The sequence below is a fragment of the Collinsella sp. CLA-ER-H3 genome, assembly GCF_040092425.1.
In the GTDB taxonomy this organism is placed as follows: domain Bacteria; phylum Actinomycetota; class Coriobacteriia; order Coriobacteriales; family Coriobacteriaceae; genus Collinsella.
On record NZ_JBBNLP010000001.1, the window covers coordinates 191,419 to 218,327 of the forward strand.

Genomic DNA, 26,909 nt, shown 5'->3' on the forward strand with positions numbered 1-26,909 from the left:
CAATGAGCAAACTCGTCGAGGGCATCAAGGACCGCATGGTCGCTGCCGCACGCGAGGCTGCGCCCGCCGTGGTGGACGCCGCGCAGAAGGCCGCGACCGCGGCAGCCGAGAAAGTTGCCGAGGCAGTTGCCGATGCCAAGAACGCGGCAGGGGAGGCGTCCGTCACTAGCGAGCCCGCCACCGCCGCTGAGCCCATAGCCGCCGCCCACGCCCCCGAAGGCGCGATCTTCAACCCCGAGAACGCTCGTGGCAACCTGCACCTGGGCATCGACGTGGGCTCCACCACCGTTAAGCTCGCCGTGCTCAACGACGACAACCAGATCGTCTACGCCAAGTACCAGCGCCACCACACCGACGTCCGTGCCTGCGCCCGCGACCTGTTCGAGGGTGCTGCGACCGTGCTGCCGGCTGCCCAAATGACCTGCGCCATCACCGGTTCGGGCGGCCTGCTGCTGTCCCAGTGGCTCGACCTGGAGTTTGTCCAGGAGGTCATCGCCAGCAAGCGCGCCGTCGAGACTCTCATCCCGGCCACCGATGTCGCCATCGAGCTGGGCGGCGAGGACGCCAAGATCATCTACTTTGATAACGGCATCGAGCAGCGCATGAACGGTACCTGCGCCGGCGGTACGGGCGCGTTCATCGACCAGATGGCAACCCTGCTGCACACCGACGCGAGCGGCCTCAACGAGCTCGCGGCCAACGCCACCACCATCTATCCCATCGCCAGCCGCTGCGGCGTCTTTGCCAAGACCGACGTCCAGCCGCTGCTCAACGAGGGCGCCCGTCCCGAGGACGTGGCCGCCTCCATCTTCCAAGCCGTCGTGACCCAGACCATCTCGGGCCTGGCGTGCGGCCGTCCCATCCGTGGTAACGTCGCCTTCCTGGGCGGCCCGCTGCAGTATCTCTCCGAGCTGCGCCACCGCTTCTACCTCACGCTCAACCTGGACGAGGAGCACCGTATCGTGCCCCAAAACGCTCACCTGTTTGTGGCGAGCGGCGCCGCCATGGCGCACGAGTCCAACAAGCTCAGCACGTTCCCGCAGCTCATCGAGGCTATCGACAGCTTGGGCGACACGCAGGGTGCTGAGGTCGAGCGTCTGGATCCGCTCTTCGCCACCGACGAGGACTTTGCCGAGTTCAAGGGTCGCCACGACGCCGAGGTCGTCCCCAAGGGCAAGCTTGACGGCTACACCGGCCGTGTGTTCATCGGCATCGACGCCGGTTCCACCACCATGAAGGCCGCGCTCGTGGGCGAGGACGGCCAGCTGCTGCACACCTGGTACGGCAACAACAACGGCGACATCCTGGGCACGGCCAAGGTCATCATGGCCGATTTCTACAACCACATTCCCGCGGGCTGCACCATCGGCCACGTGACCACCACGGGCTACGGCGAGGCGCTGCTCATCGAGGCCCTCAAGGCCGATTCCGGCGAGATCGAGACCGTTGCGCACCTGCGCGGCGCCAAGGCATTCCTGCCCGGCGTCGAGTTTATCCTGGACATTGGCGGCCAGGACATGAAGTGCCTGCGCGTCAAGGACGGCGTCATCGAGCACATCATGCTCAACGAGGCCTGCTCGTCGGGCTGCGGCAGCTTTATCGAGAGCTTCGCCGTGTCTATGAACATGGACGTGCGCGCGTTCGCCGACGCCGCCATCCATGCCAAGGCCCCCGTCGACCTGGGCAGCCGCTGCACGGTCTTTATGAACTCGCGCGTCAAGCAGGCGCAAAAGGAAGGCGCCACGGTGGGTGACATCGCGGCCGGCCTGTCCTATTCCGTCATCAAGAACGCCCTGTTCAAGGTCATTAAGCTGCGCGACCCCAAGGAGATCGGCAGCCAGGTGATCGTTCAGGGCGGCACCTTTATGTCCGATGCCACGCTGCGCGCGTTTGAGCAGCTCACCGGCGTTCATGCCGTGCGTCCCGACATCGCCGGCTGCATGGGCGCCTACGGTGCGGCCCTGCTCGCCCGCGATCGCGCCGGCGCCGACGGCACCTCGACCATTCTTTCTGCCGAGGACATCGCGCACCTCACCGTGACGCAAAAGCATGTCCGCTGCGGTCGTTGCTCCAACAACTGCCAGCTCACCGTCAACGACTTTGGCGGCGGCAGGCGCTTTATCACCGGCAACCGCTGCGAGAAGGGTGCCGGCCACAAAAAGCAGAAGACCGAGGCCCCCAACCTCTTCAAAAAGAAAAACGAGCTGCTCTTTAACCGCGAGGTGCTGAGCCCCGACGAGGCCCCGCGCGGCACCGTGGGCATCCCGCGCGCACTCAACATGTACGAGAACTACCCCTTCTGGCACGCGTTCTTTACGCGCCTAGGCTTTAGCGTGCAGCTGTCCGACCAGTCGAGCAAAAAGACCTACCAGGCGGGCATCGAGTCCATGCCGTCCGAGAGCGTGTGCTATCCGGCCAAGATGAGCCACGGCCACGTGATGAACCTCATCGACCGTGACGTCGACTTCATCTGGATGCCGTGCGTGCGCTGGGAGCGCAAGGAGGACCCGACCGCTGGCAACTGCTATAACTGCCCCATCGTTATGAGCTACCCCACGGCGCTGGCGCTCAACATCGACGAGATTCGCGAGCAGAACATCGAGTTCCTGTATCCGTTTGTGCCGTATCACGACAAGACCGAGCTCAAGCGCCGCCTGTACCAGGTGCTCGCCGTCGACCGCGTGGCCGATTCGCAAGCTGGTCGCGGTCGCGTGCGTGGACCCAAGATCACGCGCTCCGAGGTCGATGCCGCCGTCAACGCTGCCTTTGAGGCCGATGCGCGTTTCCACGAGGACATCCAGACCATGGGCGAGGAGGCTCTTAAGTGGGTCGAGGACCACGGCGGTCACGGCATCGTGCTCGCCGGCCGTCCTTACCACAACGACCCCGAGATCAACCATGCCCTGCCCGAGCTTATCTCGAGCTTTGGCTTTGCGGTCTTTACCGAGGATTCGCTCGCGCATCTCGTGAAGCCCGAGCGCCCCATCCGCGTCGTCGACCAGTGGATGTACCACAGCCGCCTGTACGCCGTCGCCCGTTTTGTGACGATGCGCAACGACCTGGACCTGATTCAGCTCAACTCCTTCGGCTGCGGCTTGGACGCTCTGACCACCGATCAGGTGCAGGAGATTCTGGAAGCCAGCGGCAAGATCTACACCGTGCTCAAGATCGATGAGGTGTCCAACCTGGGCGCCGCGCGCATCCGCATCCGCTCGCTCATGGCCGCGCTCAAGGACCAGGAGGCCGAGCGCTTGGCCGAGGCCACGGCAGCGGGCGAGGCCTACGAGCAGGGCGACGCCGCGCCGGTGGCACCCTCCACGGATGCCCCCGCGTTCGCGAGCCGCAAGTACACGTTTGAGGCGCAGCGAGAGAGCGCCTCGACCGCATGGCCCAAGGTGCCCTTTACCGAGCAGATGCGCGAGGAGGGCTACACCATTCTGTGCCCGCAGATGGCGCCGATCCACTTTGACCTGGTCAAAGAGGTGTTCCGTGGTGCCGGCTACAACTTGGAGCTGCTGCCCTCGACCGACCACGACGCCGTCGAGGCCGGCCTGCGCTATGTGAACAATGACATTTGCTATCCGTCCATTTTGGTGACCGGCCAGATTATGGAGGCCATCGAGAGCGGTCGGTACGACCTGTCCAAGACGGCCGTGGTTATCAGCCAGACCGGCGGCGGCTGCCGTGCCACCAACTACATCGCACTCATCCGCAAGGCCCTGCGTGAGAGCGGCCACCCCGAGATCCCGGTGATCTCGCTTTCGGCCGTGGCGCTCGGCGAGGACAACCCCGGCTTTAAGATTACGCCGGCGCTGCTTAAGCAGGCAGTCTACGCGGTGCTCTTTGGCGACGTGATGATGCAGATGCTCTACCGCTGCCGTCCGTACGAGGCCACGCCCGGTGCGGCGAACGCACTCTACGAGGAGTACATGGCACGCGCTCGCAAGCTGGCGCCTAAGTTCAACCGCCACAACTACACCAAGCTATGCCGCGAGGCCATCCGCGCGTTCGACACCATGCCGCTCGTGGGCGAGGGCACCAAGCCGCGCGTGGGCGTGGTCGGTGAGATCTTGGTCAAGTTCCACCCTACGGCCAACAACCACGTGGTCGATGTCATCGAGCGCGAGGGCTGCGAGGCCGTGGTACCGGGTCTGCTCGACTTCTTCCTGTACTCCATGAGCAACGCCGAGCTGCAGAAGGACGAGCTGGGAAGCTCTGCCACTACGCGCGCGGGCATGCAAGCGCTCATCAAGCTTGTGGACTGGATGCGCACGCCGGTGGAGGAGATGCTCGAGAAGTCCCGCCGCTTCGAGGCACCCGAGCGCATCGGCACCATGGCCGACAAGGCCCGCACGGTGCTTTCGGTGTGCAACAACATGGGCGAAGGCTGGCTGCTCACGGCCGAGATGCTCGACCTGATCGATCACGGTGCGCCCAACATCATCTGCACGCAGCCCTTCGCGTGCCTGCCCAACCACGTGGTGGGCAAGGCCGTGATCAAGGAGCTGCGCCGCCAACATCCCGAGAGCAACATCGTCGCGGTGGACTACGACCCCGGTGCATCCGAGGTCAACCAGCTCAACCGCATTAAGCTCATGATTAGCGTGGCCAAGGAAAACATGCGCGCCGGTAAAGGCTTTAAGCTCGAGAAGGTGGCGCCGCTCGCGATGGACGAGGTCACCGGCCAGATGCGTGCCCACGACGGCTGCGTGAGCTGCGGGCCGGCCAGCGAGGAGGCCGTTGCATCGGTCGCCAAGCGCCTGGGACGCGGCATTAAGAAGTAGTTGGCCTGCTTTGGGCTAGATATGAGGCAAACGGGTGGTAGCCGTAGCGGCTGCCACCCGTTTTTGTTGGACACATGTTGCGCAAATGACCTTGCTACAGCCTTCCGTGGGCTCACCCGATTTTTGGGCCGGCTCGGGCTTTGAGGACAAGTTACTGCAGGCCCAAGGCGATTTTTCGCTCAACGCAGGCCAGCACAGTGTGACCTATCTGCCAAACGACGAGACGATCGCTACGGTCTACCCATCGCCACCTACGAGATGGAAGCCGAAAAGTACATCTACCGCGTGTACAAGTACGAGCTGTAGCACTGTGCTTAGGTTTGACCAATGGAGTATGAAAACACGCCGTTCGCCGATGCCCCCTCCGTGAGTGGTAGCCATATGGTTTGATATCAGAAACATATAGTTGTCGCCAGCTTGCTGGCGACGTTCCCCCTGATATCGGAGGTTCCAGGTATGTTTCGCGCTCCGTTGAACAACTATTGATTGGGCCAACATGGGTCGCCGTGCTATTTCGATAACCCTTGCAGTGGTCTGCCTGGCTGTGCTCCTGGGCGCTACAGGGCTGTTTGCTATAAGTCGAGAAACGTCCTATATGCAGGAATGCGCTTCCGAAGGGTTTGCCATTGACGGTTACTATCGGGATGACAAAACGAGTCGGGAAACCCTGGCCTTTCTTGAAGAGGATAACCATCGGTGGCAACTGGTCGACAAAGACGGCAGCTGCGTTGACGGGCAGTTTAAGCGTACGGATGACCCTAACATCCTGATATTAAAGAAGGAAAACGGCGAAGAATTCGGTACGGTCCACGTGGCGTATATATCGCGCCGACGCAATCAGGGGCAGATTTACCTAATTAGAAATACTGAGGTGACCCGATTTTATCTTGTGAGCACCGATCCGGCGTTTACGGTGGAGTCTGGCGATGTCGATGCGGACGTCTGATTCACGGCAATAAAACAGCGAGCGGGGCGCGGACGTGAACTACGTCCCGTTTTTTGCTTGTGCCTGCGTCGCGTCTGAGCCTCGCCGCGACTTGCGCCTGTGCGCGGGAGCCATCCCATGCTCCGCATTACTCCACATCAAATTCCACGCGGTCGAGATCGGGCACATTGAGGTCGATGAGCTTACGGGCGACGTGACGGTCGTGTGCCCCGAGCGCCTCGCTTGTCGTCACATGGGCGACGATTTCGCGCTCTACAATGCCTTCCTCGTCCCCTTCGGTAGCCGAGGTCTCGACGGCGACGGTGTAATCCCTAAAGCCCGGCAGCACCGCGGCAAGCTCGCGCGTAGTTTCGGTGACGCCGTAGCCGTCCTGCACGCCGGCCTGCGCCGAGCCAATAGACCCCGCGGTCATAACGATGCAGGGGATGGCAAAGATCGCCGTGCCCACAATAATGCGGCGGCGCACCTTGCGTGACAGCTCACCGACCTCGGCGTCTTCTTCTGCGGTCACAATGCCGTCGCCGTTGAGGTCGCGCTTGAGCGGCACGCGCAAAAGAAGCAGCACGGCTTCGGCAGCCAGTGCGATAAAGACTACATTGATGCCAAACTCGTAAAGCGCCGAGAGAAACAGCGACCCGCTTGCGATGGCGATGCCGTAGCCCGCCGCGCACAGGGGCGGCATGAGCGCGGTCGCCACGGCCACGCCGGCGATGAGCGTGGCGGGTTCCTGGTCGCGCGAGTTGCCCAGCCCGCCTGCAAAGCCGCCTGCGAGTGCGACGGTAAGGTCCCAGACGGTGGGTGTCGAGTTGTCGATGATGGCGGCCGTGGTGGTGCCAAGGGGCGAGAGCTTAAAGTACAGCGTGGACGTGACCAGGCAAAAGGCCATCTGCAGCGCAAGGCTGGCGACGGCTTCGACGGTAATCTCGCGGTCGAGCGTGGCAATACCGTATGCCATGGCAAGGACCGAGCCCATAAGCGGGCAGATGAGCATGGCGCCCACGATGGCGATGTCCGAGTCGATATCGAGGCCGATGCTTGCGATGAGCATGGCGATGATGAGGATGCACAGGTGAGAGCCGGTTAGGCGCGCCCCGTTTACAAAACGCTTGCGAATTACGTGGTAGGGCGCGCGACCCTCGCGAATGTTGAATGCGCGCTTTAGGAAGCGGGTGGCGTTCTCCATGGCCTCACTATGGGCGGGGCGGATGCCGTGGCGCCGGTGATGGCGTTCGCGTAGTCGCTTGATCTGTTGTTTGTCGAGTTCCATGTCCACCTCGTTCCAGCGCGGTCCGCGCAACGCGCCCGTTGTCCTAACTCTACACCGTGGCGGGCGGGGTGTCTGTTGGATGTGGAATCCGATAGGGCGGATGACGCGGGAGCAAATGCAAATCACAGGCTCAATTCCATCCCGCGAGAATATGATGCACCAGCTCCTTTAAATGTGACGAAACTGTGAAGCATGAGAGCGTGAATTTCAAAAAATACGCTGGTCGCCAATGTTGCGCAACAGAATTCAAAAATCGACAGCTACCGTTTGATACGTATGGATACATCCGTGTCAAAGGGAGAAAGCCATGGCAAACTACAGTCCACAACACTTTGAGCCTCGGGCCAAGACTGTCAACGTCAAGGGCGTTGCCAACCGCGCCGTCGCAACCGTTTTGACGGCGGGCCTCATCGCTCAGCCGCTCATGTCGCCGCTGGCGGCAATCGCCGCACCGTCAACCGATAACGGCGATTCTGTTCAGGGGGGGGTAGTTCTGTAGAGAATACCGTTGCCGCCGGTAACCAAGCGGTCGTAAAGACGGCTGCCCAGCTGGCCGAGGAGTCGGCAAAGCAGCTCAAGGACGCTCAGGCCGCCTACGATGCCGCCCAGAAGAAGGCCGACGCGGCGGGCCAGTCTCAAAAGCAGGCGCAGCAGCAAAAGAATCAGGCCTCGCAGGCTGTGAGCGACAACGAAATCGAGCAGAACGCAGCAGAAGTCGCCGCGCTCCAGGAGAAGATTGACGAGCTCAAAGCCGCCGTCGAAAAGACCGAGCAGCAGCAGAAGAAGCTGGGCGACCTGAACGATCAGCTCGATCAAGCCAACAAGAGTGTCGAGGATAAGACCCAGGCGCTCAAGGACGCCAAGGCAAAGCAGGATGAGGCCAAGAAGGCCCTCGACGATGCCCAGGCCAAGCTCGAGGCCATGGGTATGGACGAGTACGAGGCCGCCAAGAAGGCCGTCGAGGACGCGCAGGCAAAGCTCGATGACGCCAATAAGGCCGTTGCTACTGCACAGGCCAATCTGGACCAGGCCAAGGCTGCCGAGGCCAGCGCTCAGCAGGAAAAGAAGGACACTGAGGCCGCTTTGACTTCCGCCCAGGCCAAGAAGCAGGAGACTGCCGCTGCTCTCGCAGCCGCAACCACCGCGCGCGATAACGCCCAGCAGAAGTTCAACCAGGCGCAGGCCGCGCTCGATGCTGCCGTCTCGGGTACAGGTGTCGACCTGAGTGCGCTTGAGGCCGCCAAGAAGGCTGCTGCTGGTGAGCTCAAGACCGCGCAGGCGGAGCTCAATGCCGCGACGGATGCCGACGCCACCGCACAGACAAATCTGCAGGCCGCCCAGGCTGCCGTCGCTGCCGCGCAGGAGAAGGCCAACGCCGCCAACGCTGCTGTGGCATCTGCCCAGTCTGCATACGGTGCGGCAAACAAGGAGTACAACGCCGCCGCCAGCAAGCGCGACGCTGCGAAGTCGGCATACGAGCAGGCTCAGCAGACCGAGGCCGACAAGAAGGCGGAGTACGACCGACTCGTCGAGGTCCGCCAACAGAAGCACAGCGAGTTCGATCAGGCTCGTGCTGAAGTAACCGACGCACACAATGCATACGACGCCGCAAACGCCGAGGTCGAGAAGCTCAACCAGCAGATTGCCGACCTCAAGTCGAACATGACCGTGGATCAGAACGTCATCAGCCAGGGCATGTTCGGCTTCATGAACTATATCATCGGCGGCAGCCAGTTCACAGCCACGCAGAAGTCGAATGCAAGCACTGCCGCGTCGATGCTCATGGGGACGACAGATAAACAGGACTGGTATGATAATTACGTCGATCAGGACATGTCTCGAGACACCAATCCGCTCTCCTTGGAGCAGATGCGCAACGCCCTGACCTACCTCGATACCCAGAACAACCTCCGCAAGGCGAACGGCCAGTCGGAGCTTAGCGTCAGCCTCCGCATGACCGCAGCAGCTGCACTCAACGCCTCATATTCATCGAATATTTGGGATCACTCGAACTGCTATTTCGATAAAGGCGAGAACCTTGCAGGCGGCGGCGGTGCATATGCCGGCGGCGAGACCGAGGATACTCTCGGATGGCCATATACCGGTCTCTATACCCAGGAAAAAGAGGCATTCGATAAGTACGTCAAACAGTATGGCGACGCACTTGGAAGCCATCGATATGATTCCTACTATATCTGGCAGCACTACAACAGCATTTACCATGAGTGCGGGCACTATCTAAACATCATCGATGCCGGCGCGAAGGCTATCGGCATCGCGACCGGTAGCGGTAAGAATACCGATTCCGAGGTAACCGTTTTCGACTATAGCGGGAGCACGGGGCAGAAGGATTTCACTGTCTCCGAGTTCAAGAAGCTCGTGAACGACTACATCGACTCTGCCTACAACGCAGGCGGCACTCAGGAGCAGAAGGAGCAGCTGAAGCAGCTTCAGAATAAGCTGGCAGAGGCGCAGAAGAACTTCGGGGCTGCTGGAACGGCTTATTCTAACGCATTGGATAAGCAAGAAAACACACGCGACGCCTATACCGCGGCCGACACGAACATGAACACTGCCAAGGGCGAGTACGAGAAGGCTAAGTCCGGCACCGCCGCCGCGAAGACGACATACGACGCCGCCGAAGCCAAACTCAAGGGCATCGACGTCAAGACGCCCCAGACCAAGCTCGATGCCGCCAAGAGCAAGGCCGCTACTGCCCAGGCGGCTCTCGATAAGGCAAACGCCACGCTTGCTGACAGCAAGACGAAGGCAGCCGAGGCCGCTGCTCACAAGGCGAAGGCTCGCAGCGCCCACGATGCCGCCAAGGCAAAGTCCGAACAGGCCAATGAGGCGTATGACAACGCCACGGCTTCGGTCAAGGACCTTGCTGCCAAGCGCGATGCCGCCCAGGCGGACCTTGCGAATAAGCAGGGCTCGCTTGACGAGGCAAAGAAGGCCGACGATGCCGCCCAGGCTGGTGTAGACAAGGCCCAGGCCGCAGATGTCCAGGCCGCGACTGCTCTTTTGGACGCCAAGCAGGCGGTTGCCGCCAAGGCGCAGGCTGTGTCCGATGCGCAGGCCAAGGCCAAGGCTGCTGAGGGTGAGCTGGCTACCGCGAACAAGGCCTTCGAGCGCTTTGCCGGCGCCCAGAAGGCGGTCGACGACGCCAAGGCCGCCTATGACGCTGCCGTGGCCAGTGTCGCCGATGCCCAGAAGCAGCTCGAGGCCGCCAACGAAGCCGTCGTCGATGCGAACCTCGATATCTTCAAGGCCAAGGCAGAGCTTGCCAACGACGAGGCACTCAAGGCCGATCTTGAGGCTGTCGATCACAAGGCATCCCTTGCCGCGGGCACGACGGGCAACGAGAAGCTGGTCAAGCTGAACGCTGCCTACGCTCGCTATAAGGCTGCCGTCGATGCCGCCGCTGGTCTCAAGGCTGCCCTGAGCGATGCCGATGCCAAGCTGTCCGACGCCAACGACGCCTATGCCGCCGCGCTTGCCGAGCTTGACGATGCCAAGGATGCCCTGGCTGCCGCGCAGGCCGAGTACGACAAGTATCATCCCAAGGCCGAGCCGCAGGCCAAGCCTCAGGTTGCGCAGGCTGCTGCAAAGGCTCCTGTCGCCAAGAAGAAGGCTGCGAACGCTGCGCTCGCCCAGACTGGCGACAATTCCGCTCTTGCGGGCGAGGTGTTCGTCATCGGCGGTATCACCCTCGTGGCCGCTGGTGTGACGCTGAGCGATCGTCGTCGCAAGCAGATGTAGCGTTTCGAGCGTAGATTCTGCAACGAACTTCAATTCATAGCGGGACCGTCTCGTTAGCCAAACGATAAGGCCGGCGCGCTGTCATACGCAGCGCGCCGGCCTTTCTTTGTTTCGGTATCAAAAAGCCCGGTCGGCAGCCGCGAAAGCTACCGACCGGGCAAGCCGTAGGCAATATGGTTGCTGTCGAGCAGCTGCTCGACTTAGCCCAGCAGGCTCAAGCCCACGGAGACAAACGCCAGGATAACGCCGACGATGGACTCGCCGCCGAGCAGGCCGCTGGCGACAACCAGGCCCTGCTCTTGGAAGGCGGCGTCCTTGGCAGCCCTCTCCTCGTCAGAAAGACCAGCGGTGGCGTCGCGGTGGGCGGACCACTTGTCGTAGGCGAGCTTGACGCAGGAGCCCAGGAATGCCGTGAGTGACATGTAGAACGGCAGGTACACGCCCAGGCCGATCATCATGGCCGGAATGCCGAGCCAGTACATGACGATACCGGCGATAAAGCCGCCTGCGAACCACGGCACGCTCGGGATGCCCGAGACCATGGTGGCGACCACACTTGCCTGTGCGGCAACGAAGCTCTTGTCGGGACCAAAGGCGTCCGGACCATAGGCGGTGACGAGCGCGACCATGACGGCGGCAGCGACCAGGGCGCCCACGATGCCGCCGATGGCCTGGCCGACCCACTGCGCGCGCGGGTTGGTGCCTAGCACGGCGCCGGCCTTAAAGTCGTTCATGACGTCGCCCGCAAGGCCGCACGCCACGGCCACGATGCCGGCGATAAAGAACAGCTTGACCTGCGCGAGCTGCGCGAAGGCAGCCACGATGAGCATGACGATGAGGCCGAAGATCTCCATGGGGTCAATACCCGTCTGGCCGCAGCTCTGAGCGCTCATAATGGTGGTGACAAAGGTGAACAGCGTGACGATGACAGCCGGGACAGGGCCAAGGTCGAGCGCGATGGCAACGATTACAGCGATGGCTGCGGTGCCCAGGCCGATGATGCCGGCGTCGAGCTTAAGGGAGCCCGAGATGAGCGACTGCTCGTCGGTGTCGGTGGAGCTGTCGGCGGCGAGGCCACGGACGATACCGGCGACCTGCGGCAGGATGTCCTTGAGAACGACGGCGACGCCAAAGCCCATCATAAGGCCCATACCCAGGGACTTGACGATGCCCTGCGCGGTCACAACATCGAACAGGCCGGCAGCGGTGCCGCCAACGATGATGCCAAAGTTGCCCAGCAGCGCGCCGGCAAACCAGAACGCGACGGGGGCAAAGCCCACCAAAAAGCCGATGGACAGCAACATGGGCGAGTTGTAGATGGCAAAGGTCACGCCGGGGATATTGAGCGTGCACAGCATGCTGGGCACCACGCCCAAAGCGTCGCGAAGCACACTATAGATGCCTGCGATGGCCATGGAGCCAAAGAGCTGCTTGCCGGTCTTGCCGCCGGCCTCGGTCGCACGCAGGGTCTGAGCTGCGGCGTTGCCGGTGGGGAACTCCAACGCGGCGTCCACGATAAAGTGACGGTGGATGAGGGCTGTCGCCAGCAGGCCCAAGATGGTGCCGGCGAGCGCCACGATAAACATGTCGAGCCAGCTGATCTGGTCGGCATAGCCCAGCATCCAGGCGCCCGGGATAGTAAACGCCAGGCCGCCGGCGACCATGGCGCCCGCGGACATGATGGTGTGGGTGACGTTGGCCTCGTTGAGGCTGGCGTTACCCATGAGCTTCAGGAAGAACAGCGAAATGACGGCAGCGAAGACGATCGGCCAGGGGAGGGCGCCCATCTTGAGGGCGGTATAGGCCGAGCTTGCCGTGATGATCACGCAGCCAAGGACGCCGATGACGACGCCGCGCAGCGTGAGTTGACCGCGCATCGAGGTGCGGTTCGAGGGATTGCTCATATAGAACTCCTTTGCGTATATCCGCTTCCCCCGGGAGCGCCGCTACGGATACAGCGCGGGAAGTCGGGTTACCAAGGGTCGCCGCGTGAGCTCGCGCGCGACCGCGCACCAGTATAGCCGTAAGCTAGTCATTTTGGGATGACTGGTTTAGGTAGGCGATATACTGCTGGGCAGACGAAAGGAGCGCCGACGATGCTTAATGGGTGCGCATATATATTGACGGTCGACGTGGGCAACACGTTCATTCGCTTTGGCCTGTTTGCAGAGGATTCGGCCGCGGCGCAGGAATGTCCGCTTGCGACGTGCGAGATCACCACGCCGTCGAGCATCACAGCAGACGAGGCGCGCATGCGTCTCGTGCAGGTCATGGCCGCACTGGCGGCCGATGCGGGCATGCCGGGTGCGCTTGTGCCCGCGGCTGCTGTACTGAGCTGTGTGGTCCCCGCGCTCGAGCGCCCGTGGAAAGCGGCACTTTCCCGCACCTGCACGGGGCGCGTGCTCACGGTGGGGCCGGGACTTAAGACCGGCATGCCCGTGCACTACGACGATCCGGCCGAGATCGGCCCCGACCGCATCGCCGATGCCGTGGCGGCCCGCGCCGTCTACGGCTCGCCGTGCATCGTGATTGACCTGGGCACGACGACCAACATCGAGGTCATCGACGCGCACGGTACCTTTGTCGGCGGCGTTATCGCGCCGGGGCTGGCGCTCGGCGCCCGTTCGCTCTCGGCCGCTGCGGCGCGCCTGCCTCAGGTTGAGCCCTCGGCACCGACGCATGTCATCGGCCGCAACACGCGTGAGGCCATGCGCTCGGGCGTGGTTCTGGGCGAGGTGGCCCGCATCGACGGTATGCTCGACATGGTGCTCGCCGAGATGCGCGCGACCAAGGCCGCGGGGGAGGGCGATGTGCCCATCGTCATTACCGGCGACGATGCCGAGGCACTTGCGGCCCTTGTCGGTCATAGCCTGACGGTCGATGACGCACTGACGCTTCGCGGTCTGGCCGAGCTCTACCACATCAATCAAAAGCCCCGTCGCGCGTAGCGATGGGGCGGTGGGACAAAAACGTCTCCACCTTCCACCTGCTACAATGGGTCAAACTGTTGAGATTACGGAGGTGTCTGCCATGTCGGACGATCTTCATCAAACTGCGTCGGGCAAGCGCCGCGACGTTATTAGCTGGGATGAGTTCTTTATGAGCGTGGCCATCGCCGCGCAGCGCCGCAGCAAGGATCCCAACACGCAGGTGGGCGCGTGCATCGCCAGCACCAACCACCGCATCCTTTCGGTGGGCTACAACGGTACGCCCTCGGCGCTCAACGACGACTTTTTCCCGTGGGGCACGAGCGACGACCCATTGCAGGATAAGCACAACTACGTGGTGCATGCCGAGGCCAACGCCGTGCTCAACTACCGCGGCTCGCTCAAAGACCTCGAGGGTTCCACGGTCTACGTCACGCTGTTCCCGTGCCACGACTGCGCCAAGATCCTGGCGCAGGTGGGTGTGGGCGAGGTCGTCTACCTGGACAATAAGTATGCCGACACCGATGACGGCCGTATCAGCCGCCGCATTCTCGATTCCTGCGGCATCAGCTACCGCCAGGTTATCGTCGATGTTCAGATTGGTACCGGGGGACAGACTCGGCAGTAATATGCGTTGTCGCTATCTGACGACGAACGCAGCTCAAAGAGCCCCGTCCCAAATTGACTACTCGTGAAAGTCGCGTCTGCGCGCATGGACGGCTCGTGAGCGGGTACATGGCTGTAGTAACATAGCTTCTGTCCGCGGGCGTGCCCGCGTTATTGTGAGAAAGGAGCCCCTGTGGCTGTTAACGAAGAGCTGCTTAAGAAGGTTCTTGAAGAGATCCGCCCCAACCTGCAGGCCGACGGTGGCGATATGGAGTATGTGGGCGTCGACGACGAGGGTGTTGTCAGGCTGGAGCTGCAGGGCGCCTGTGCCGGCTGCCCCATGAGCTCGCTAACCCTTTCCATGGGTATCGAGCGCATCCTGAAGGAGCACGTGCCCGGCGTTACCCGCGTTGAGCAGGTCAATGCTTCCGGCGAGGCCGAGGACCTGTACGACGAGTACGCACCGTTCTAAGATGCGAAAGCTGCGGACGGTACGCTCCGCATAGACGTTACGCCCAGATATGCGGCTGCGAGCGCAAGGCCCGCGGCCGCATTTGTATGTAGGGAGCAGGGGATCGATATGCTCAACGACCTCTACCACATGCTTGACCCCGTCGCGATCTCGGCGGGTCCCATCACCATCTACTGGTACGGCCTGGCCTACGTGGTCGGCGCTCTGCTCACGGCGGTCGTTATGTACCGCACGCAGCGTCGTTGGGGCTTCGACATTACGATTGATGACCTGACGAGCGTCGTGGTCGGCGCGGTCTTTGGCCTCATCATCGGCGCGCGCCTGTTTTATGTCGTCTTTTACGGCGATGGCTACTATTGGACCCACCCACTCGAAATCTTTGCCACCAACGAGGGAGGCATGAGCTTCCACGGCGGCCTGGTGGGCGGCATCTTGGGCGGCACCATCGTGTGCCGCATGTACAAGCTTGACGCCTGGACCGTCGCCGACCTTGCTGTGATCGGCGCCCCGCTGGCCCTGTGCCTGGGCCGTTGTGCCAATTTCGTCAACGGCGAGCTGTGGGGCAAACCGACCGATCTGCCCTGGGGTGTGGTCTTTGGCGGCACCGCGGGCGATATGCCGCGCCATCCCTCCCAGCTCTACGAGGCGTTTCTTGAGGGCGTCGTGCTCTTCTGTATTTTGCAGGTGCTCAGCCGCAAAAAGCCGCTGCTGCCCCAGGGTACGTTTATGGGCGTGTTCGTGATGGGGTACGGCATCGTCCGCTTTCTCGTTGAGTTTGTGCGCGTGCCCGATGCGCAGCTGGGCTATCTGCTGGGCGGCGTCATCACCATGGGTCAGCTGCTGAGTTTGCCGCTCGTGATCGCCGGTCTGGCGCTCATCATCTTCGCCCGACACCGCAATCGCCCCCAGCGCGTCTATTTGGACGCCTAACCACCAAGACCACCACAAAGGGGACAGGCGCCTTTGTGGTGGTCTTGCCGAGTTTGATAGGTTTCTAGAAAGGCTTTCGGACTGTGAAGGATTCCGACCTCTCCACAACGGCTGCGCGCGACGCTGCCCGCATCGTCTGGTTTAAGCGCTACCCCGCCAAGCAGACGCTCATCGCATTTTTGCTCGCGCTGTTGGCGACCACGGCGTTTTCCATCGATCCCGCCCCGGTGTCGAGCAACGCGGTCTTGGCGATTGACCCCAAAGCCTCGGGCATGCTGTACGTGTGCTACGAGGTGCTCCTCTCGTTTGCCGGCCATACCGACGCGGTCATGCTGCTCGCGCTTGCCTGCCTGCTCACGCTGCCGTTTCGCTACGTATTCTTTGGCCGCGGCGACGCTTGGCGTCCCTCGGTGATCCTTCCGTCGCTGTTCTTTGCCGTCTGCATGGTGTTTGGCCGCAGCTACGACCTCACCGATTCGGCCGAGATCGTGCTCGGCGACAAGGCGCGCATCATCTGCGCCTGGATAGGCGGTGCGGGCTGGATGCTCTTGGCGGTCGTTGCCTTCTACCTTGCCTTTGAGTGTCTAGATTGGCTGAGCTCTCGGCGCATTCCGTTTTCCGAAGCGCACTTTGGCCGTGTATGGCGTGTGGCTCACGCCGTGCTCTCGGTCCATCCCTTTGCCGGGCCTTTTCTGGTGCTTATGATCGCCTGGGCGCCCACGCTCATCGCTTCGCTGCCCGGCCTTTTTATGGGAGATACGGGTGCGCAGATTCGCCAGTGGTTCAACTACCCCAACGGCACGAGTGACTACCTGCGTCTGCTCAATCCCAACGTGTTGCTCAACGGACATCACCCCGTGGTGCACACGGCTATCATCGGTTCGTGCGTCCAGCTGGGGCTTTCACTGTTCAACAGCGCCAATGCGGGACTTGCCATCTACACCTGTGCCCAATTTGTCATCACGGCCGCCTGCATGGCCTATTCCATCTCGTCGCTGCGCAAGCTGGGCGTGAGCCTGCCGGTCCGCGGCGTGATCTTGCTGTTCTTTGTGTTTATGCCCATGTTCTCCAACTACGCGGCCCTGCTTACCAAAGACGTGCTGTTTGCCGACGCGTTTTTGGTGCTGTTGGTGCAGACCGTGAAGCTTGCGGCCTGCGGCCTGCCCCGTCGCGATGCCAATGCCGAGCGTGCGGGCGAACAGAGGCCCGTGCTCTTTGCGCGCCACGACTGGCTGCTGCTCGCTCTGGGCGCCATGGGTTCCACGTTTCTGCGCAACGGCGGCCTGGTGTTTCCCCTGGCGGCATGCGTAATCGCGGCGGCGTTTTGCGCATGGGACGCGCATACGGCTCGTCGCGCAGCCAAGCAGGCTGGTGCTGCGCCTTCGGGCGCCATCCCGCGTTTCCGCTGGATGGGAGTTCTTGCGGTGCTTGCACTCTGCCTTGCCTCTAATATGTACTTCACCAAGGTCTTTATGCCGGCGCACGACATCACGCCTGGTTCCAAGCGCGAAATCCTCTCGATTCCGTTCCAGCAGACGGCTCGTTTCGTCCAAAAGCACGACGGCCTCAACTCGGGCGTCAACCCCACGGTTAAGGAGGACGGCACCATCGTGGAGGCTCCTTGCGACGGCTTGGTGACCGACGAAGAGCGTGCCGTGATCGACCGTGTGCTCAAGTACGAGAATCTGGGCCGCCGTTACAACCCGGACAAGTCGGACGCCGTCAAAAATTGCTTTAACGAGTACGCCTCGCAGGAGGACATCAAGGCCTATTTTGAGGTGTGGGCCCAGATGTTCAAAAAGGATCCCGAGTGCTATATCTCGGCGCTCATCAATAACTACTACGGCTACTTTTATCCGAGTGCCCGCGATGCGTGGGTCTACAGCACGGCGCGCAGTGCCGAGATTATGGCGAAGCCCGATAACCTCAAGTACTTTGACTTCCATCCGGTCGATAGCAAGGTTGTGCGCTGGTGCGACCACCTGATCAACCTGTATCGCGTGGCAGTACAACGCATCCCGTTTATCTCGCTCGCCATGAGCTCGGCCACCTATGTGTGGATCATGATCGCCGTGGTGGTCTATCTGCTACGTCGTCATTCGTGGCGCGGGCTGGCCATTTGGGTGCCGCTGCTGGGCGTGCTCGCCGTGTGCCTGATCGGTCCCTGCAACGGCTCGACCTACATGCGCTACCTGTACCCGGTTATCGCCTGCATGCCCTTTGCCATCGGCGCCACCATCACCCGCAGCGACCTCCTCTGGTCCTAATTTGGTGCAAAGGGGGCAGGTTACTTTGCACCAAGGGGCTGTATCATCACGACGCCTTCATTTTGGGGTTTATCTCGCAGGCCAGTAGGTATATCATAACGACGTTTGTTTATATTGCCCGAGCATCTGCGCTGGGCTTTAGGTCGAAACCGATAGGAGACACGTATGTCCGGACACTCTAAGTGGGCCACAACCAAGCATCGTAAGGGCGCGCAGGACGCCAAGCGTTCCGCCCTCTTCTCCAAGCTGAGCCGCAACATCACCGTTGCTGCCCGTCTCGGCGGCGACCCGCTGCCCGAGAACAACGCCAGCCTCGCCGCTGCTGTTGCCAAGGCCAAGGCTCAGTCCATGCCTAAGGACAAGATCAAGTCCGCTATCGACAAGGCCTTTGGTTCGGGTGCCGACGCCGCCGTCTACGAGAACATCGTGTACGAGGGCTATGGTCCCGCCGGCGTTGCCGTTTACGTTGACTGCCTGACCGATAACCGCAACCGTACCGCCGCCGATGTCCGTTCCGCCTTCTCTCACGCTGGCGGCAACCTGGGCACCTCTGGCTCCGTCGCCTTCCAGTTTGAGCGCAAGGGCCAGATCGTCGTCGCCAAGGAGATCCTGGACGAGAACGCCAAGAAGGAGACCATGATCGCCAACGGTGCTGCCGGTGACGAGGATGAGTTCATGATGGCAATCGCCGAGGCCGGTGGCGAGGACTACGAGGACGCCGGCGAGGAGTGGATTGTCTGGACCGCCGCCAACGACGTCATGGCTGTTTCCAAGGCGCTCGAGGAGCAGGGCATTCAGGTCAAGGGCTCCGAGACCACTATGGTTCCGACCACCCCGACCGAGGTCTCCGGTACCGACGCCAAGAAGGTCCAGCGCCTCATCGACCGTCTCGAGGAGCTCGACGACGTCCAGGATGTTTACAGCACCATGGATATGACCGACGAGGTCATCGCTGCCCTCGAGGAGGAGTAGCGCCTGCACGGGTTAAGCCGTGCATATCTGGGCATAATGAAACGAGCATGCAAGCCTCGTGGAATAGATGAGCCGGATCCGCGTGCGTACAGCACCGGACCCGGCTCTTTTATAATGATGCGAATCGTTTTGCATTTCGAGAGCCGAGATTTGAAGGGAGCGCCACGTGCGCGTACTCAAACGAGCCCTAGCGATTGTGTATCTTGCCGCCGCCATCGTGGCGCTGGGTACGCTTGTCTGCCAGTTTTGGGGGCCGTATACGTATCGCTTTATGCTGCTGATGCGCGACCCCATGCCGCGCATTGTCGTGACGGCATGCGGCGGAGTTGTGGCGATCGGCGTGCTGGTAAGCTTCTTTCGCCTGATGTTTGCTCGTCGCGAGCCGTCCTGCGTGCATCCGGCGGGGGAGCGCAATATCGAGGTTACCCTTGCGGCGCTTTCTTCGTGTGCCAGGGCTGCTGCCGAGCGCGACGACCGCGTGATGGTCGAGCATGTCGAGGCCCGCGTCCAAGGCCCCGACGATTCGCACGTCCGATTTAAGGTCGAGGCTATCGCGCTTGACGATAAGGACGTGGCATCTCTGGCTACCGCGATGCAGCAGCGCATCGAGGAAGCTTGCGACACCATGCTCGGCACGCCGGGTACGACCACGCGCGTCCGTTTTTTGCCGTCCAAGACTACCGTCCAGACCGTGGAGGTTTCCGGTGAGTGATACCAATCAAGATAAGACCGCTCGTACGCCGCGCCTGACGATTGACCAGAGCGCCACGCCGGCGAGCGAACCTGTTGATTCCAAAGCAGAGGCAACCGAGTTACAAGACGCGGCAGCCGTGGATTTTGACGAGGCTATGGGTCTCATCAAGGGTACGGGCGCTGCCATCTGGAGCTATGCTGTGCGTCATCCCAACACCACGCTCGGTGCCGTCGCTGGCTTTATCCTCGCCGTGTTGGTGCTCACGCTCGGCCTGTGGGACACGCTCGTCATTGCATTCTTCGTGCTAATCGGCGCCGTAATTGGCCAAATTCGCGACGGCGAGAACGGGATCGTCAACTTCTTCGGCCGTCTGTTTAGCGGTCGCTAATATGTATTCGACTGTCGCATCCGCGGCAGGCATAAGGAGGAACCATGGCTTTTAATACGAAGGTCGATGTAGCCGATACCGAGCTCGAGGAGAACGAGGCGGTCGTCGCCGAAGCTGAGGATGTGACGCTCGAGGACGAGGCTCTTGTCGAGGTCGAGTCCGATGAGGATGAGGACGACGAGGAGGCGGACGAGTCCGAGGACTCGCTGACCTATTCCAACGGTGTGATCGAGAAGATCGTTGCCATGGCCACCCGCGAGGTTCCGCACGTTCTGGGCATGAAGGGTAACCTCATGCACTTTGTGCAGGAGCAGTTTGGTGCCGAGAATCTGACCAAGGGCGTGACGGTCGAGGTCACCGATGACAATCGTGTGGTCGTCAACATCTCTGTCATCATCGAGTACGGCGCCTATGCGCCCGCGATTTTCGACGACGTTAAGGCGCGCGTGACCGAGCGTCTGGCCGCGATGACTGGCCTTGAGGTGGCGGGCGTCAACCTGCGCATCGAGGACGTCATCACCCCCGAGGAGTACGAGCACCGCACCAGCCAGCACGAATAACCTTCCAAAAAGACAGGTTTGTTTTGGCAGGTTTTATCTGCGAAAACGTTAAACGGCCGACCGCGCAAGCAAAAGCGTGGCCGGCCGTTTTTGTACGCTCCCGATATAGTCATACCGCTCGTCTAACTAAGGGTTGCAATCCCCACGTTCCGCGTTACCCTAATGAGCGCATTGTTTCCAAATTGTTAACGAGGAGTTGCCGTAATGGCCGACGAGCACGAAACAGAAAGCAAGGCATGGGCAATTGAGGCCGCTGCGGCAGAGGCGGCGTCGCGTGCTGCCGAGGAGGTGCATCGTCCTCCCGTAGTGCCGATGGAGCGCGTGGTCGATCGCACCGATATCGAGCGCGGCGAGCGTGCCGGCCAAAAGCGCAGCCAGGAGCCGGGCTTCCCGCGCTTTTTTGCCGAGCTCAATCTGGGTCTGATTCTTACGGCCTTTGCCATCGTTGCGTTTAAAACCCCTAATCACTTTGCTTTTGGCGGCACCTCGGGCATGTCGGTCATTCTGTCCACGCTGTTCCCGACTCTGCCCGTCGGCGTCTTTATGTGGATTATCAACGCGGTTCTCGTCGTTTTGGGCTTTATCTTTTTGGAGCGCAAGGCGATTCTTTGGAGCGTCTTCGCCTCGTTTGCGTTGTCCGCCTATGTTTCGCTGTTTGAGCTCTTTATTCCGACTGATGTCTCTCTGACGGGTGATATGTGGCTCGACCTGTGCTTTGCCGTCATCTTGCCGGCGCTCGGCAGTGCCATTGTCTTTGACATCGGCGCCTCGACGGGTGGCACGGACATTCTTGCCATGATCCTCAAACGCCGCACGACGCTCGAGATTGGCCGCGCGCTGCTGTTGGTCGATATCGGCATCGTGACCATCGCGGCCTTCTTGTACGGCCCGCGTGTCGGTCTGTATTGCGTGCTCGGCCTGTTTGCCAAGACGCTTGTGGTCGACAAAGCCATTGAGAGCATTCACCTGCGCAAAGTCTGCACGGTCATTTGTTCCGAGCCCCTTAAGGTCGAGGAGTTTATCGTCAAGCATCTCAACCGCACGGCAACCATCAGCCGCGGCTACGGTGCCTTCTCGGGCAAGTGCGTGACGGTGATCATGAGCGTGCTGAGCCGTCGCGAGGCCGTGCAACTGCGCCGCTATGCGCGCGAAGTCGATCCGGGTGCCTTTATCACGATCGTCGACAGTTCCGAGATCGTCGGCAAGGGCTTCCGCGGAACGAATTAGCACAAACGTATTCAACGAACCGCCTGCTGGCGCCGTGTACCTTGCAAATCGGTCATCTTTGAGTATTTGACCCCACATTGGGTGATAATGATGTCAAAGACGTCGTTTGCGATCCAGGTGATTCGCTCAAGATACGAAGGGATGATTTCGATGTTCTGCTCGCAGTGTGGCGCCCCTATGGACGATAACGACAAGTTCTGCGGCGTGTGTGGTGCTCCTAATGTCGGTGCCGCTGGCCCCGCTCCCCAGGGACAGCCTCAGCCCCAGCAGTTTGTTCCGCAACCGCCCGTGGCGAATGCGCCAAAGGGCTGTGTGGCTCAGGCGTTCCAAGATATGACCAAGACTCCGGGCGTGCTTCAGCGTGTATGCCAAATCGCGTTTTTGCCGGCGCTGATTTGCGTTGTGTCGGTGCTCGTGTTGTTTATTCCCGTTATTGGCGGCATTGCGGCTGCCATCGGCTTTTTGGCAGCTTGCATTGCGAGCGTGTGCGGTTCCGGCTTTGGTATCGAGTGGGGCCGTGATCTTTCTCTCAAGGTCGATGACGGCATGGACCGTCCACTCATGCGTTCCACGTCGTTTGGTCTCGGAGTCTTTTCGAGCGTTATTTCGGTCGTGCTCGAGGTTATCGCTGCCATTCCCGTTATCGGTGTAGTGCTTTCACTGGTGGAGGGCGTGGTAATTGGCGCCGCGGGCTCGTATTCTTATTACGGCTCTTATGCGCTCGAGGCTGCGCTGTTCGGTTCGCTCGGCCTGCTTGTCCTGGCGCTAATTGCCTCGGCGATTCTGGGTGTCTTCTTTAAGATGTTCGCCGACATCGCCGTGATGCACTTTGCGGTGACCGGTCGCGTCGAGAGCGCGTTTTCGCTCGATAAGGTCTGGGCGGCGTTTAAGCACAACAAGACCAAGCTGTTCTGTGCTTCGTTCCTTCCCGAGTTTTTGACGGGCCTGGTCGCCAACGTTGTCACATGGATCTTGACGGTCGTCTTTGGCGCCATTGCCTCTGTCGGTATGTATAGCTACTACTATCGTCCTACGGGTATTGAGGCAATTGTTACCGGCGGTGGCGTCACGCTCGCGCTGTTCTTGGTGCTGGTCGCTTTCGTCACCGTATTTCTTACGGTCTTTGGCAAGATGCTCAAGCACCGTGCCGTTGGCTATTGGGCCGCACGCTATGCAAGCGAGTGGGCCGATGAGGATAAGGACGACGTCCTGACTTTTGTGTTGCCTTTCGAGAAGAAGTCCGCTCCTTCGGGTTACGGTGCTCCGGATGCTTCGCCGGCACCTGCACCCGCTCCCGCGACCGAGCCTGAGCCGGCGCCCGAGTCTGAACCGGCGCCCGAGCCTGAGACGGCATCTGAGCCCGAGCCTGCGCCTGAGCTTGCACCTGCACCTGCACCTGAGTCGGCGTCCGAGCCAAGCTCCGACGAGGAGCCTCAGGACGAGTAGCCATGCCGTCTGCCATTTGGGGACGGGGTAGAAATGGTAGAAATAGCGCTTGAAGAATGAGCGGGGGCGGACGTTTCGATACGTCCGCCCCCGCTCTGCTTTAGCCAGGCTGTTATGGATGGGTGTGACGACTACTCGTCGTGCTTCTCCTCGCGGCGTGCAGCAGCGCGTGCGTCGTGGATGCCCTTGATCGCGGCATGGCGAGCCGTTCGGGCATCATGGATGGCGTCACGGGCCTCGGCGGTCGTCGCCTTGGCAGAGCGCAACTTGGCGGCCAGATCGGGGTTGGTTTCGGCGACCGCGGTAATCGCGGGGCCGTCGAGCTCCTCTTGCGTGGGCTCGGCCAAAAAGTCGATAGCATACTGGGCGGCCACCATGGAGCCCTTTGCCAGTACGGTCTCGTCAATCTTGTAAAAGCAGGAATGCTGGGCGTACGTGGCGCCAATCTTGGGGTTGCGCGTACCTACAAAGGCGAGCACGCCCGGTACGCGGCACAGGTACTCCGAAAAATCCTCGCCCGAAAGCGTGCCGCGATAATGGCCTTGGCCGGTGGGACCCAGGCATTTGATTACAGCCTGACGGCAGCGTTCGCTCGAGGCGACCTCGTTTTCGACCTTGTAGTTGGCGATGGTGTAGTCGGTGAGCTCTGCCTCGGCGCCCAGAGCTGCCGCGGTATGCTCCACGATGCGGCGCATGAGCTCCGGCATTTCCTCGTGGGTCGAATCTCCGTAGGTGCGCACCGTGCCGGCGAGGTAGGCCGTGCCGGCGATAACGTTGCGCGCGGTGCCGCCGTGCAGCTCGCCGACGGTGATGACAGCCGGCTCATAGGGGCTGATCTCGCGCGAGACGATGGTCTGCAGGGCGTTGACGATCTCGGCGGCAACCATAACGGCGTCGTGGCCGCGTTGGGGCATGGCGCCATGGCACGAGGTGCCGCGGACATCAATGCGGAACCAGTCGGTATTGGCCATGCGCGGACCGGGCTCGCAGCTCACGGTGCCGGCGTCGACTTCGCTCCAGATATGCGCGGCGTAGGCACCATCGACGCCGTCGAGCACGCCCGTGCCGATCATGAGCTTGGCGCCCTGGCCGTTTTCCTCACTGGGCTGGAATACGATGCGAACTTCGCCGTGGATGTCGTCGGTCATATGGCGCAGGATTTGCAGCGTGCCGAGCATCATGGCGATATGGCAGTCGTGGCCGCAGGCGTGCATGCAGCCCTCGTTGACGCTGGCGAACTCCTCGCCGGTCTGCTCGGTGACGGGCAGGGCGTCGATGTCGGCGCGCAGCAGGATGCGGCGGCGTGGCGTGCCGTCCTCGCGATAGGCGTCGGGCGCGGTGCCGCGAAGGGTCGCCACCAGGCCCGTCTTAAGGGGACGCTCGTAGGGGATATTCATGGCGTCGAGCTGGTTGGCGATGTCGGAGGTCGTGCGCTCCTCGGCGAGGCTCAGCTCCGGGTGCTTATGGAAGTGGCGGCGCTGCTTGATGATGTAGGGTTCAAACTCGGTAGCGATATCTTTGATGGCTGCGGTGACGTCGTCAGCCGCGCGAGCCTCGGTCGCCGCCATAATCTGCTGTGCCTTGGTCTTCGTCATGGTCGATTTGCTCCTTGCTGGGTTGATCGCAAAATCGTACAGGCTCTCTTCAGTATGCCACCTGCCGCTAGGGCTGGTAAAGTTGCCGTTTGCCGCTTGGGGTTTTGTTGCAAGGGCGGGGGAGTACACTCGGGGGTGTTGAATTTCCTGCCAGAGATGGGGATGCCCATGCAACATATCGATCGGATTATCCGCTCCAAGAACGTCTTTACCGCGCAAGACGGCATCGATACCGCCCGCGAGCTGGCGATTGCCATCGCAGGCGACCGTATCGTCGCAGTCGGTGCGCCCGATGACGTGATCGCCGCCGCTCCCGCCGCCACGTCGGTTATCGACTACGGCGAGCAGTTTGTCTGCCCCGGTTTCCATGACGCTCATCTGCACTTCTTCCATACCTCGGTCGGTTCCTCGCCGTACATGCTTATGGATATGGGCACGTCCGAGGCGGCGCTGGTGCAACATGCGCTCGAGTTTTCCCAGGATCTGCCTAGTGACGCTTGGGTTGTGACGCAGGGCTGGCGCGACTACCGTTGGGACCCGCCCGAGCATCCTACCAAGGCGTCGCTCGATGCGGCATTCCCCGATCGTCCCTGTGTTATGTATTCGGGCGACGGGCACACGCTTTGGCTCAACAGCCGCGCACTCGAGGCGCTCGGCGTCACACGCGACAGCGAGCCGCCAGCGGGCGGCAGCTACGACAAGGATGCAAACGGCGAGCTCACGGGCATTGCTCACGAGGCGGCTGCCATGCAGCTGCTACCGCGCTGCCTTGAGTGGCTGGGCGAGGATCGCATCGCAAGCGCTTACGCCGATCAAATGAGGCGGATGGCCGAGCAGGGCATCACCTCGATATGCGATATGTCGCTCATGCCCATGCCGGGCTGCGATTTTATCCGCGACGACGTCTATGACAAGCTGCAGGCAGCCGGCAAGTTGGGCATCCGAGCCCATCTGTTCCCCACGCTGTTGGATGACCAGTCGCGCTTGGAAGAGCTGCAGACCCGCTACGCGAACAACGCGCTGCTCTCGGCGCCAGGCTTTAAGCAGTTCTTCGACGGCGTGTCGAGCGAACACACGGCCTATCTCACCGAGCCCTATACCAATCCGCGCTTCCCGGGCGACCAGGGCCGTCTGACGGTTCCCGCCGAGCGCATGCGCAAGCTAGTTCTGGCGGCCGCGGAGCGCGGCCACACCGTGCGCATCCACGTCATCGGCGACGGTGCGATTCATGCCGCGCTCGATATCTTTGAGGAGGCCTCCGACCTGTACGGGCTGCCCCAGCACGGCCATAACACGCTCGAGCACCTGGAGAACCTTCTGCCCGAGGACATCGACCGCCTGCGCAAGCTCAACGTGGTTGCTTCGAGCCAGCCCTGCCACATTACACTCGACCCGGGTGGCCCGGAGCGCGACCTGGGCCTGGAGCGCAGCCGCATCATGTGGCCGTTCGCAACCTATAAGCAGCGCGGCATTCGCCAAGCCTTCGGTACCGACAGCCCCATCACAGCTGTTACCAGCATGAACGTGCTCTACACGGCTATCACGCGCCAGGACCCCAAAAGCCACTGGCCCGAGGGCGGCTGGCTGCCGAGCGAGCGCATCGATGCGGCAACAGCCCTGCGCAACTACACCCTGGGCAGCGCCTACGCGGCAGGCGACGAGCAAAACCTCGGCAGCCTGGAACTCGGCAAATACGCCGATCTGGTAGTCCTGGACCAAAACCCGCTCACCGTTGACCCCCAAGACCTCCAGGCCACAAAAATTCAGGCCACCTACCTGGCAGGTAACTTGATTTACGAGCGCTAAGTATTCATGCCGTACCGTTAAGCGCGGCTCGGACAGCCTATTTTGGGATAGCGCTCGAGTCGCGTTTGTTTGCCGGTGGGGATTTGTTAGGAGCGTCCCCGCTCTGATGGATTTGGGCGCAGGGCGGATGCGCCGCTGCCCTGCGCGCTCAATTTGGACATCAGCAATGCTGCCTCTTGGTGTTTTGCATACTTCCCATTACAGATTGCATAAAAAGGCTGGGATATTCTTCCTGATCCTGATGTACCCCCGCCCGTGCC

Annotated in this window: 19 protein-coding genes; 16 read left to right on the top strand and 3 right to left on the bottom strand. The window is 61.5% G+C overall.

The features are described 5' to 3' along the window. The first annotated feature begins 2 nt into the window (after positions 1–2). Together AAAX32_RS00895 and AAAX32_RS00900 are read left to right on the top strand one after the other, a co-directional pair. Positions 3–4,784 carry an acyl-CoA dehydratase activase-related protein gene (locus AAAX32_RS00895; protein WP_349099651.1) on the top strand — a complete coding sequence of 1,594 codons (4,782 nt, stop codon included), beginning with the start codon at positions 3–5 and terminating at the stop codon, positions 4,782–4,784. Between the two features lie 496 nt (positions 4,785–5,280). Next, positions 5,281–5,730 (top strand): hypothetical protein, encoded by a 450-nt coding sequence (locus AAAX32_RS00900; RefSeq protein ID WP_148331930.1) that lies wholly within the window; start codon positions 5,281–5,283, stop codon positions 5,728–5,730. Positions 5,731–5,857: 127 nt separating this feature from the next. Here AAAX32_RS00900 and AAAX32_RS00905 read toward each other — a convergent pair whose 3' ends face one another. After that, the gene (locus AAAX32_RS00905) at positions 5,858–6,997 is read right to left on the bottom strand and encodes a DUF389 domain-containing protein (RefSeq protein WP_148331929.1); all 1,140 of its coding nucleotides are present in this window, start codon (positions 6,995–6,997) and stop codon (positions 5,858–5,860) included. Between the two features lie 307 nt (positions 6,998–7,304). Here AAAX32_RS00905 and AAAX32_RS00910 point away from each other — a divergent pair, with 307 nt between their 5' ends. Together AAAX32_RS00910 and AAAX32_RS00915 are read left to right on the top strand one after the other, a co-directional pair. Continuing rightward, complete coding sequence (locus AAAX32_RS00910; protein WP_271742274.1) at positions 7,305–7,496, top strand: hypothetical protein; 192 nt, start codon at positions 7,305–7,307, stop codon at positions 7,494–7,496. Positions 7,497–7,675: 179 nt separating this feature from the next. Next, on the top strand, positions 7,676–10,759 hold the full coding sequence (locus AAAX32_RS00915) for a CAP domain-containing protein (protein WP_349099653.1): 3,084 nt from the start codon (positions 7,676–7,678) through the stop codon (positions 10,757–10,759). Positions 10,760–10,959: 200 nt separating this feature from the next. On the opposite strand, the gene AAAX32_RS00920 is transcribed toward AAAX32_RS00915, so the two are convergent. After that, positions 10,960–12,663, bottom strand: a complete 1,704-nt coding sequence (locus AAAX32_RS00920; RefSeq protein ID WP_349099655.1) for an OPT/YSL family transporter — start codon at positions 12,661–12,663, stop codon at positions 10,960–10,962. A 192-nt stretch (positions 12,664–12,855) separates the two neighbouring features. Here AAAX32_RS00920 and AAAX32_RS00925 point away from each other — a divergent pair, with 192 nt between their 5' ends. The 11 genes from AAAX32_RS00925 to AAAX32_RS00975 all read left to right on the top strand — a co-directional run bounded on the left by AAAX32_RS00925 (position 12,856) and on the right by AAAX32_RS00975 (position 23,248). Then, positions 12,856–13,707 carry a type III pantothenate kinase gene (locus AAAX32_RS00925; RefSeq protein WP_349099657.1) on the top strand — a complete coding sequence of 284 codons (852 nt, stop codon included), beginning with the start codon at positions 12,856–12,858 and terminating at the stop codon, positions 13,705–13,707. Positions 13,708–13,789: 82 nt separating this feature from the next. Continuing rightward, positions 13,790–14,314: a dCMP deaminase family protein gene (locus AAAX32_RS00930; RefSeq protein ID WP_349099659.1), complete on the top strand. Its 525-nt coding sequence runs from the start codon at positions 13,790–13,792 to the stop codon at positions 14,312–14,314. 171 nt (positions 14,315–14,485) lie between these two features. Next, positions 14,486–14,764, top strand: a complete 279-nt coding sequence (locus AAAX32_RS00935; RefSeq protein WP_349099660.1) for a NifU family protein — start codon at positions 14,486–14,488, stop codon at positions 14,762–14,764. 108 nt (positions 14,765–14,872) lie between these two features. Further along, a complete protein-coding gene (gene lgt, locus AAAX32_RS00940; protein WP_349099662.1) occupies positions 14,873–15,694 on the top strand; it encodes a prolipoprotein diacylglyceryl transferase in 822 nt (273 codons plus the stop codon). Between the two features lie 83 nt (positions 15,695–15,777). Further along, positions 15,778–17,961, top strand: a complete 2,184-nt coding sequence (locus tag AAAX32_RS00945) for a DUF6020 family protein (RefSeq protein WP_349099664.1) — start codon at positions 15,778–15,780, stop codon at positions 17,959–17,961. 165 nt (positions 17,962–18,126) lie between these two features. Continuing rightward, positions 18,127–18,933: a YebC/PmpR family DNA-binding transcriptional regulator gene (locus AAAX32_RS00950; RefSeq protein ID WP_055309449.1), complete on the top strand. Its 807-nt coding sequence runs from the start codon at positions 18,127–18,129 to the stop codon at positions 18,931–18,933. Between the two features lie 166 nt (positions 18,934–19,099). Beyond that, positions 19,100–19,645: a hypothetical protein gene (locus AAAX32_RS00955; RefSeq protein WP_271740111.1), complete on the top strand. Its 546-nt coding sequence runs from the start codon at positions 19,100–19,102 to the stop codon at positions 19,643–19,645. After that, positions 19,638–20,015, top strand: coding sequence for a DUF2273 domain-containing protein (locus AAAX32_RS00960; RefSeq protein ID WP_233542047.1), 378 nt, complete (start codon positions 19,638–19,640; stop codon positions 20,013–20,015). The genes AAAX32_RS00955 and AAAX32_RS00960 overlap by 8 nt, the downstream gene beginning before the upstream one ends. A gap of 44 nt (positions 20,016–20,059) precedes the next feature. Then, the gene (locus AAAX32_RS00965; protein ID WP_161115101.1) at positions 20,060–20,575 is read left to right on the top strand and encodes an Asp23/Gls24 family envelope stress response protein; all 516 of its coding nucleotides are present in this window, start codon (positions 20,060–20,062) and stop codon (positions 20,573–20,575) included. Positions 20,576–20,779: 204 nt separating this feature from the next. After that, positions 20,780–21,802: a YitT family protein gene (locus tag AAAX32_RS00970; protein WP_349099666.1), complete on the top strand. Its 1,023-nt coding sequence runs from the start codon at positions 20,780–20,782 to the stop codon at positions 21,800–21,802. Between the two features lie 150 nt (positions 21,803–21,952). Then, positions 21,953–23,248, top strand: coding sequence for a zinc-ribbon domain-containing protein (locus AAAX32_RS00975; protein WP_349099668.1), 1,296 nt, complete (start codon positions 21,953–21,955; stop codon positions 23,246–23,248). A gap of 131 nt (positions 23,249–23,379) precedes the next feature. Here AAAX32_RS00975 and AAAX32_RS00980 read toward each other — a convergent pair whose 3' ends face one another. Continuing rightward, positions 23,380–24,843, bottom strand: coding sequence for a M20 family metallopeptidase (locus tag AAAX32_RS00980; protein WP_349099670.1), 1,464 nt, complete (start codon positions 24,841–24,843; stop codon positions 23,380–23,382). Between the two features lie 162 nt (positions 24,844–25,005). Between AAAX32_RS00980 and AAAX32_RS00985 the strand changes: the two genes are divergently transcribed. Next, positions 25,006–26,649, top strand: a complete 1,644-nt coding sequence (locus tag AAAX32_RS00985; RefSeq protein ID WP_349099672.1) for an amidohydrolase — start codon at positions 25,006–25,008, stop codon at positions 26,647–26,649. Positions 26,650–26,909: the final 260 nt, after the last annotated feature.

Coding starts and splice junctions, on each gene's coding strand:
- AAAX32_RS00980 (WP_349099670.1), bottom strand. CDS start 24,843: ATGACGAAGACCAAGGCACAGCAGATTATGGCGGCGACCGAGGCTCGC.
- AAAX32_RS00965 (WP_161115101.1), top strand. CDS start 20,060: ATGGCTTTTAATACGAAGGTCGATGTAGCCGATACCGAGCTCGAGGAG.
- AAAX32_RS00910 (WP_271742274.1), top strand. CDS start 7,305: ATGGCAAACTACAGTCCACAACACTTTGAGCCTCGGGCCAAGACTGTC.
- AAAX32_RS00905 (WP_148331929.1), bottom strand. CDS start 6,997: ATGGAACTCGACAAACAACAGATCAAGCGACTACGCGAACGCCATCAC.
- AAAX32_RS00985 (WP_349099672.1), top strand. CDS start 25,006: ATGCCCATGCAACATATCGATCGGATTATCCGCTCCAAGAACGTCTTT.
- AAAX32_RS00920 (WP_349099655.1), bottom strand. CDS start 12,663: ATGAGCAATCCCTCGAACCGCACCTCGATGCGCGGTCAACTCACGCTG.
- AAAX32_RS00925 (WP_349099657.1), top strand. CDS start 12,856: ATGCTTAATGGGTGCGCATATATATTGACGGTCGACGTGGGCAACACG.
- AAAX32_RS00970 (WP_349099666.1), top strand. CDS start 20,780: ATGGCCGACGAGCACGAAACAGAAAGCAAGGCATGGGCAATTGAGGCC.
- AAAX32_RS00895 (WP_349099651.1), top strand. CDS start 3: ATGAGCAAACTCGTCGAGGGCATCAAGGACCGCATGGTCGCTGCCGCA.
- AAAX32_RS00930 (WP_349099659.1), top strand. CDS start 13,790: ATGTCGGACGATCTTCATCAAACTGCGTCGGGCAAGCGCCGCGACGTT.
- AAAX32_RS00900 (WP_148331930.1), top strand. CDS start 5,281: ATGGGTCGCCGTGCTATTTCGATAACCCTTGCAGTGGTCTGCCTGGCT.
- lgt (WP_349099662.1), top strand. CDS start 14,873: ATGCTCAACGACCTCTACCACATGCTTGACCCCGTCGCGATCTCGGCG.
- AAAX32_RS00975 (WP_349099668.1), top strand. CDS start 21,953: ATGTTCTGCTCGCAGTGTGGCGCCCCTATGGACGATAACGACAAGTTC.
- AAAX32_RS00950 (WP_055309449.1), top strand. CDS start 18,127: ATGTCCGGACACTCTAAGTGGGCCACAACCAAGCATCGTAAGGGCGCG.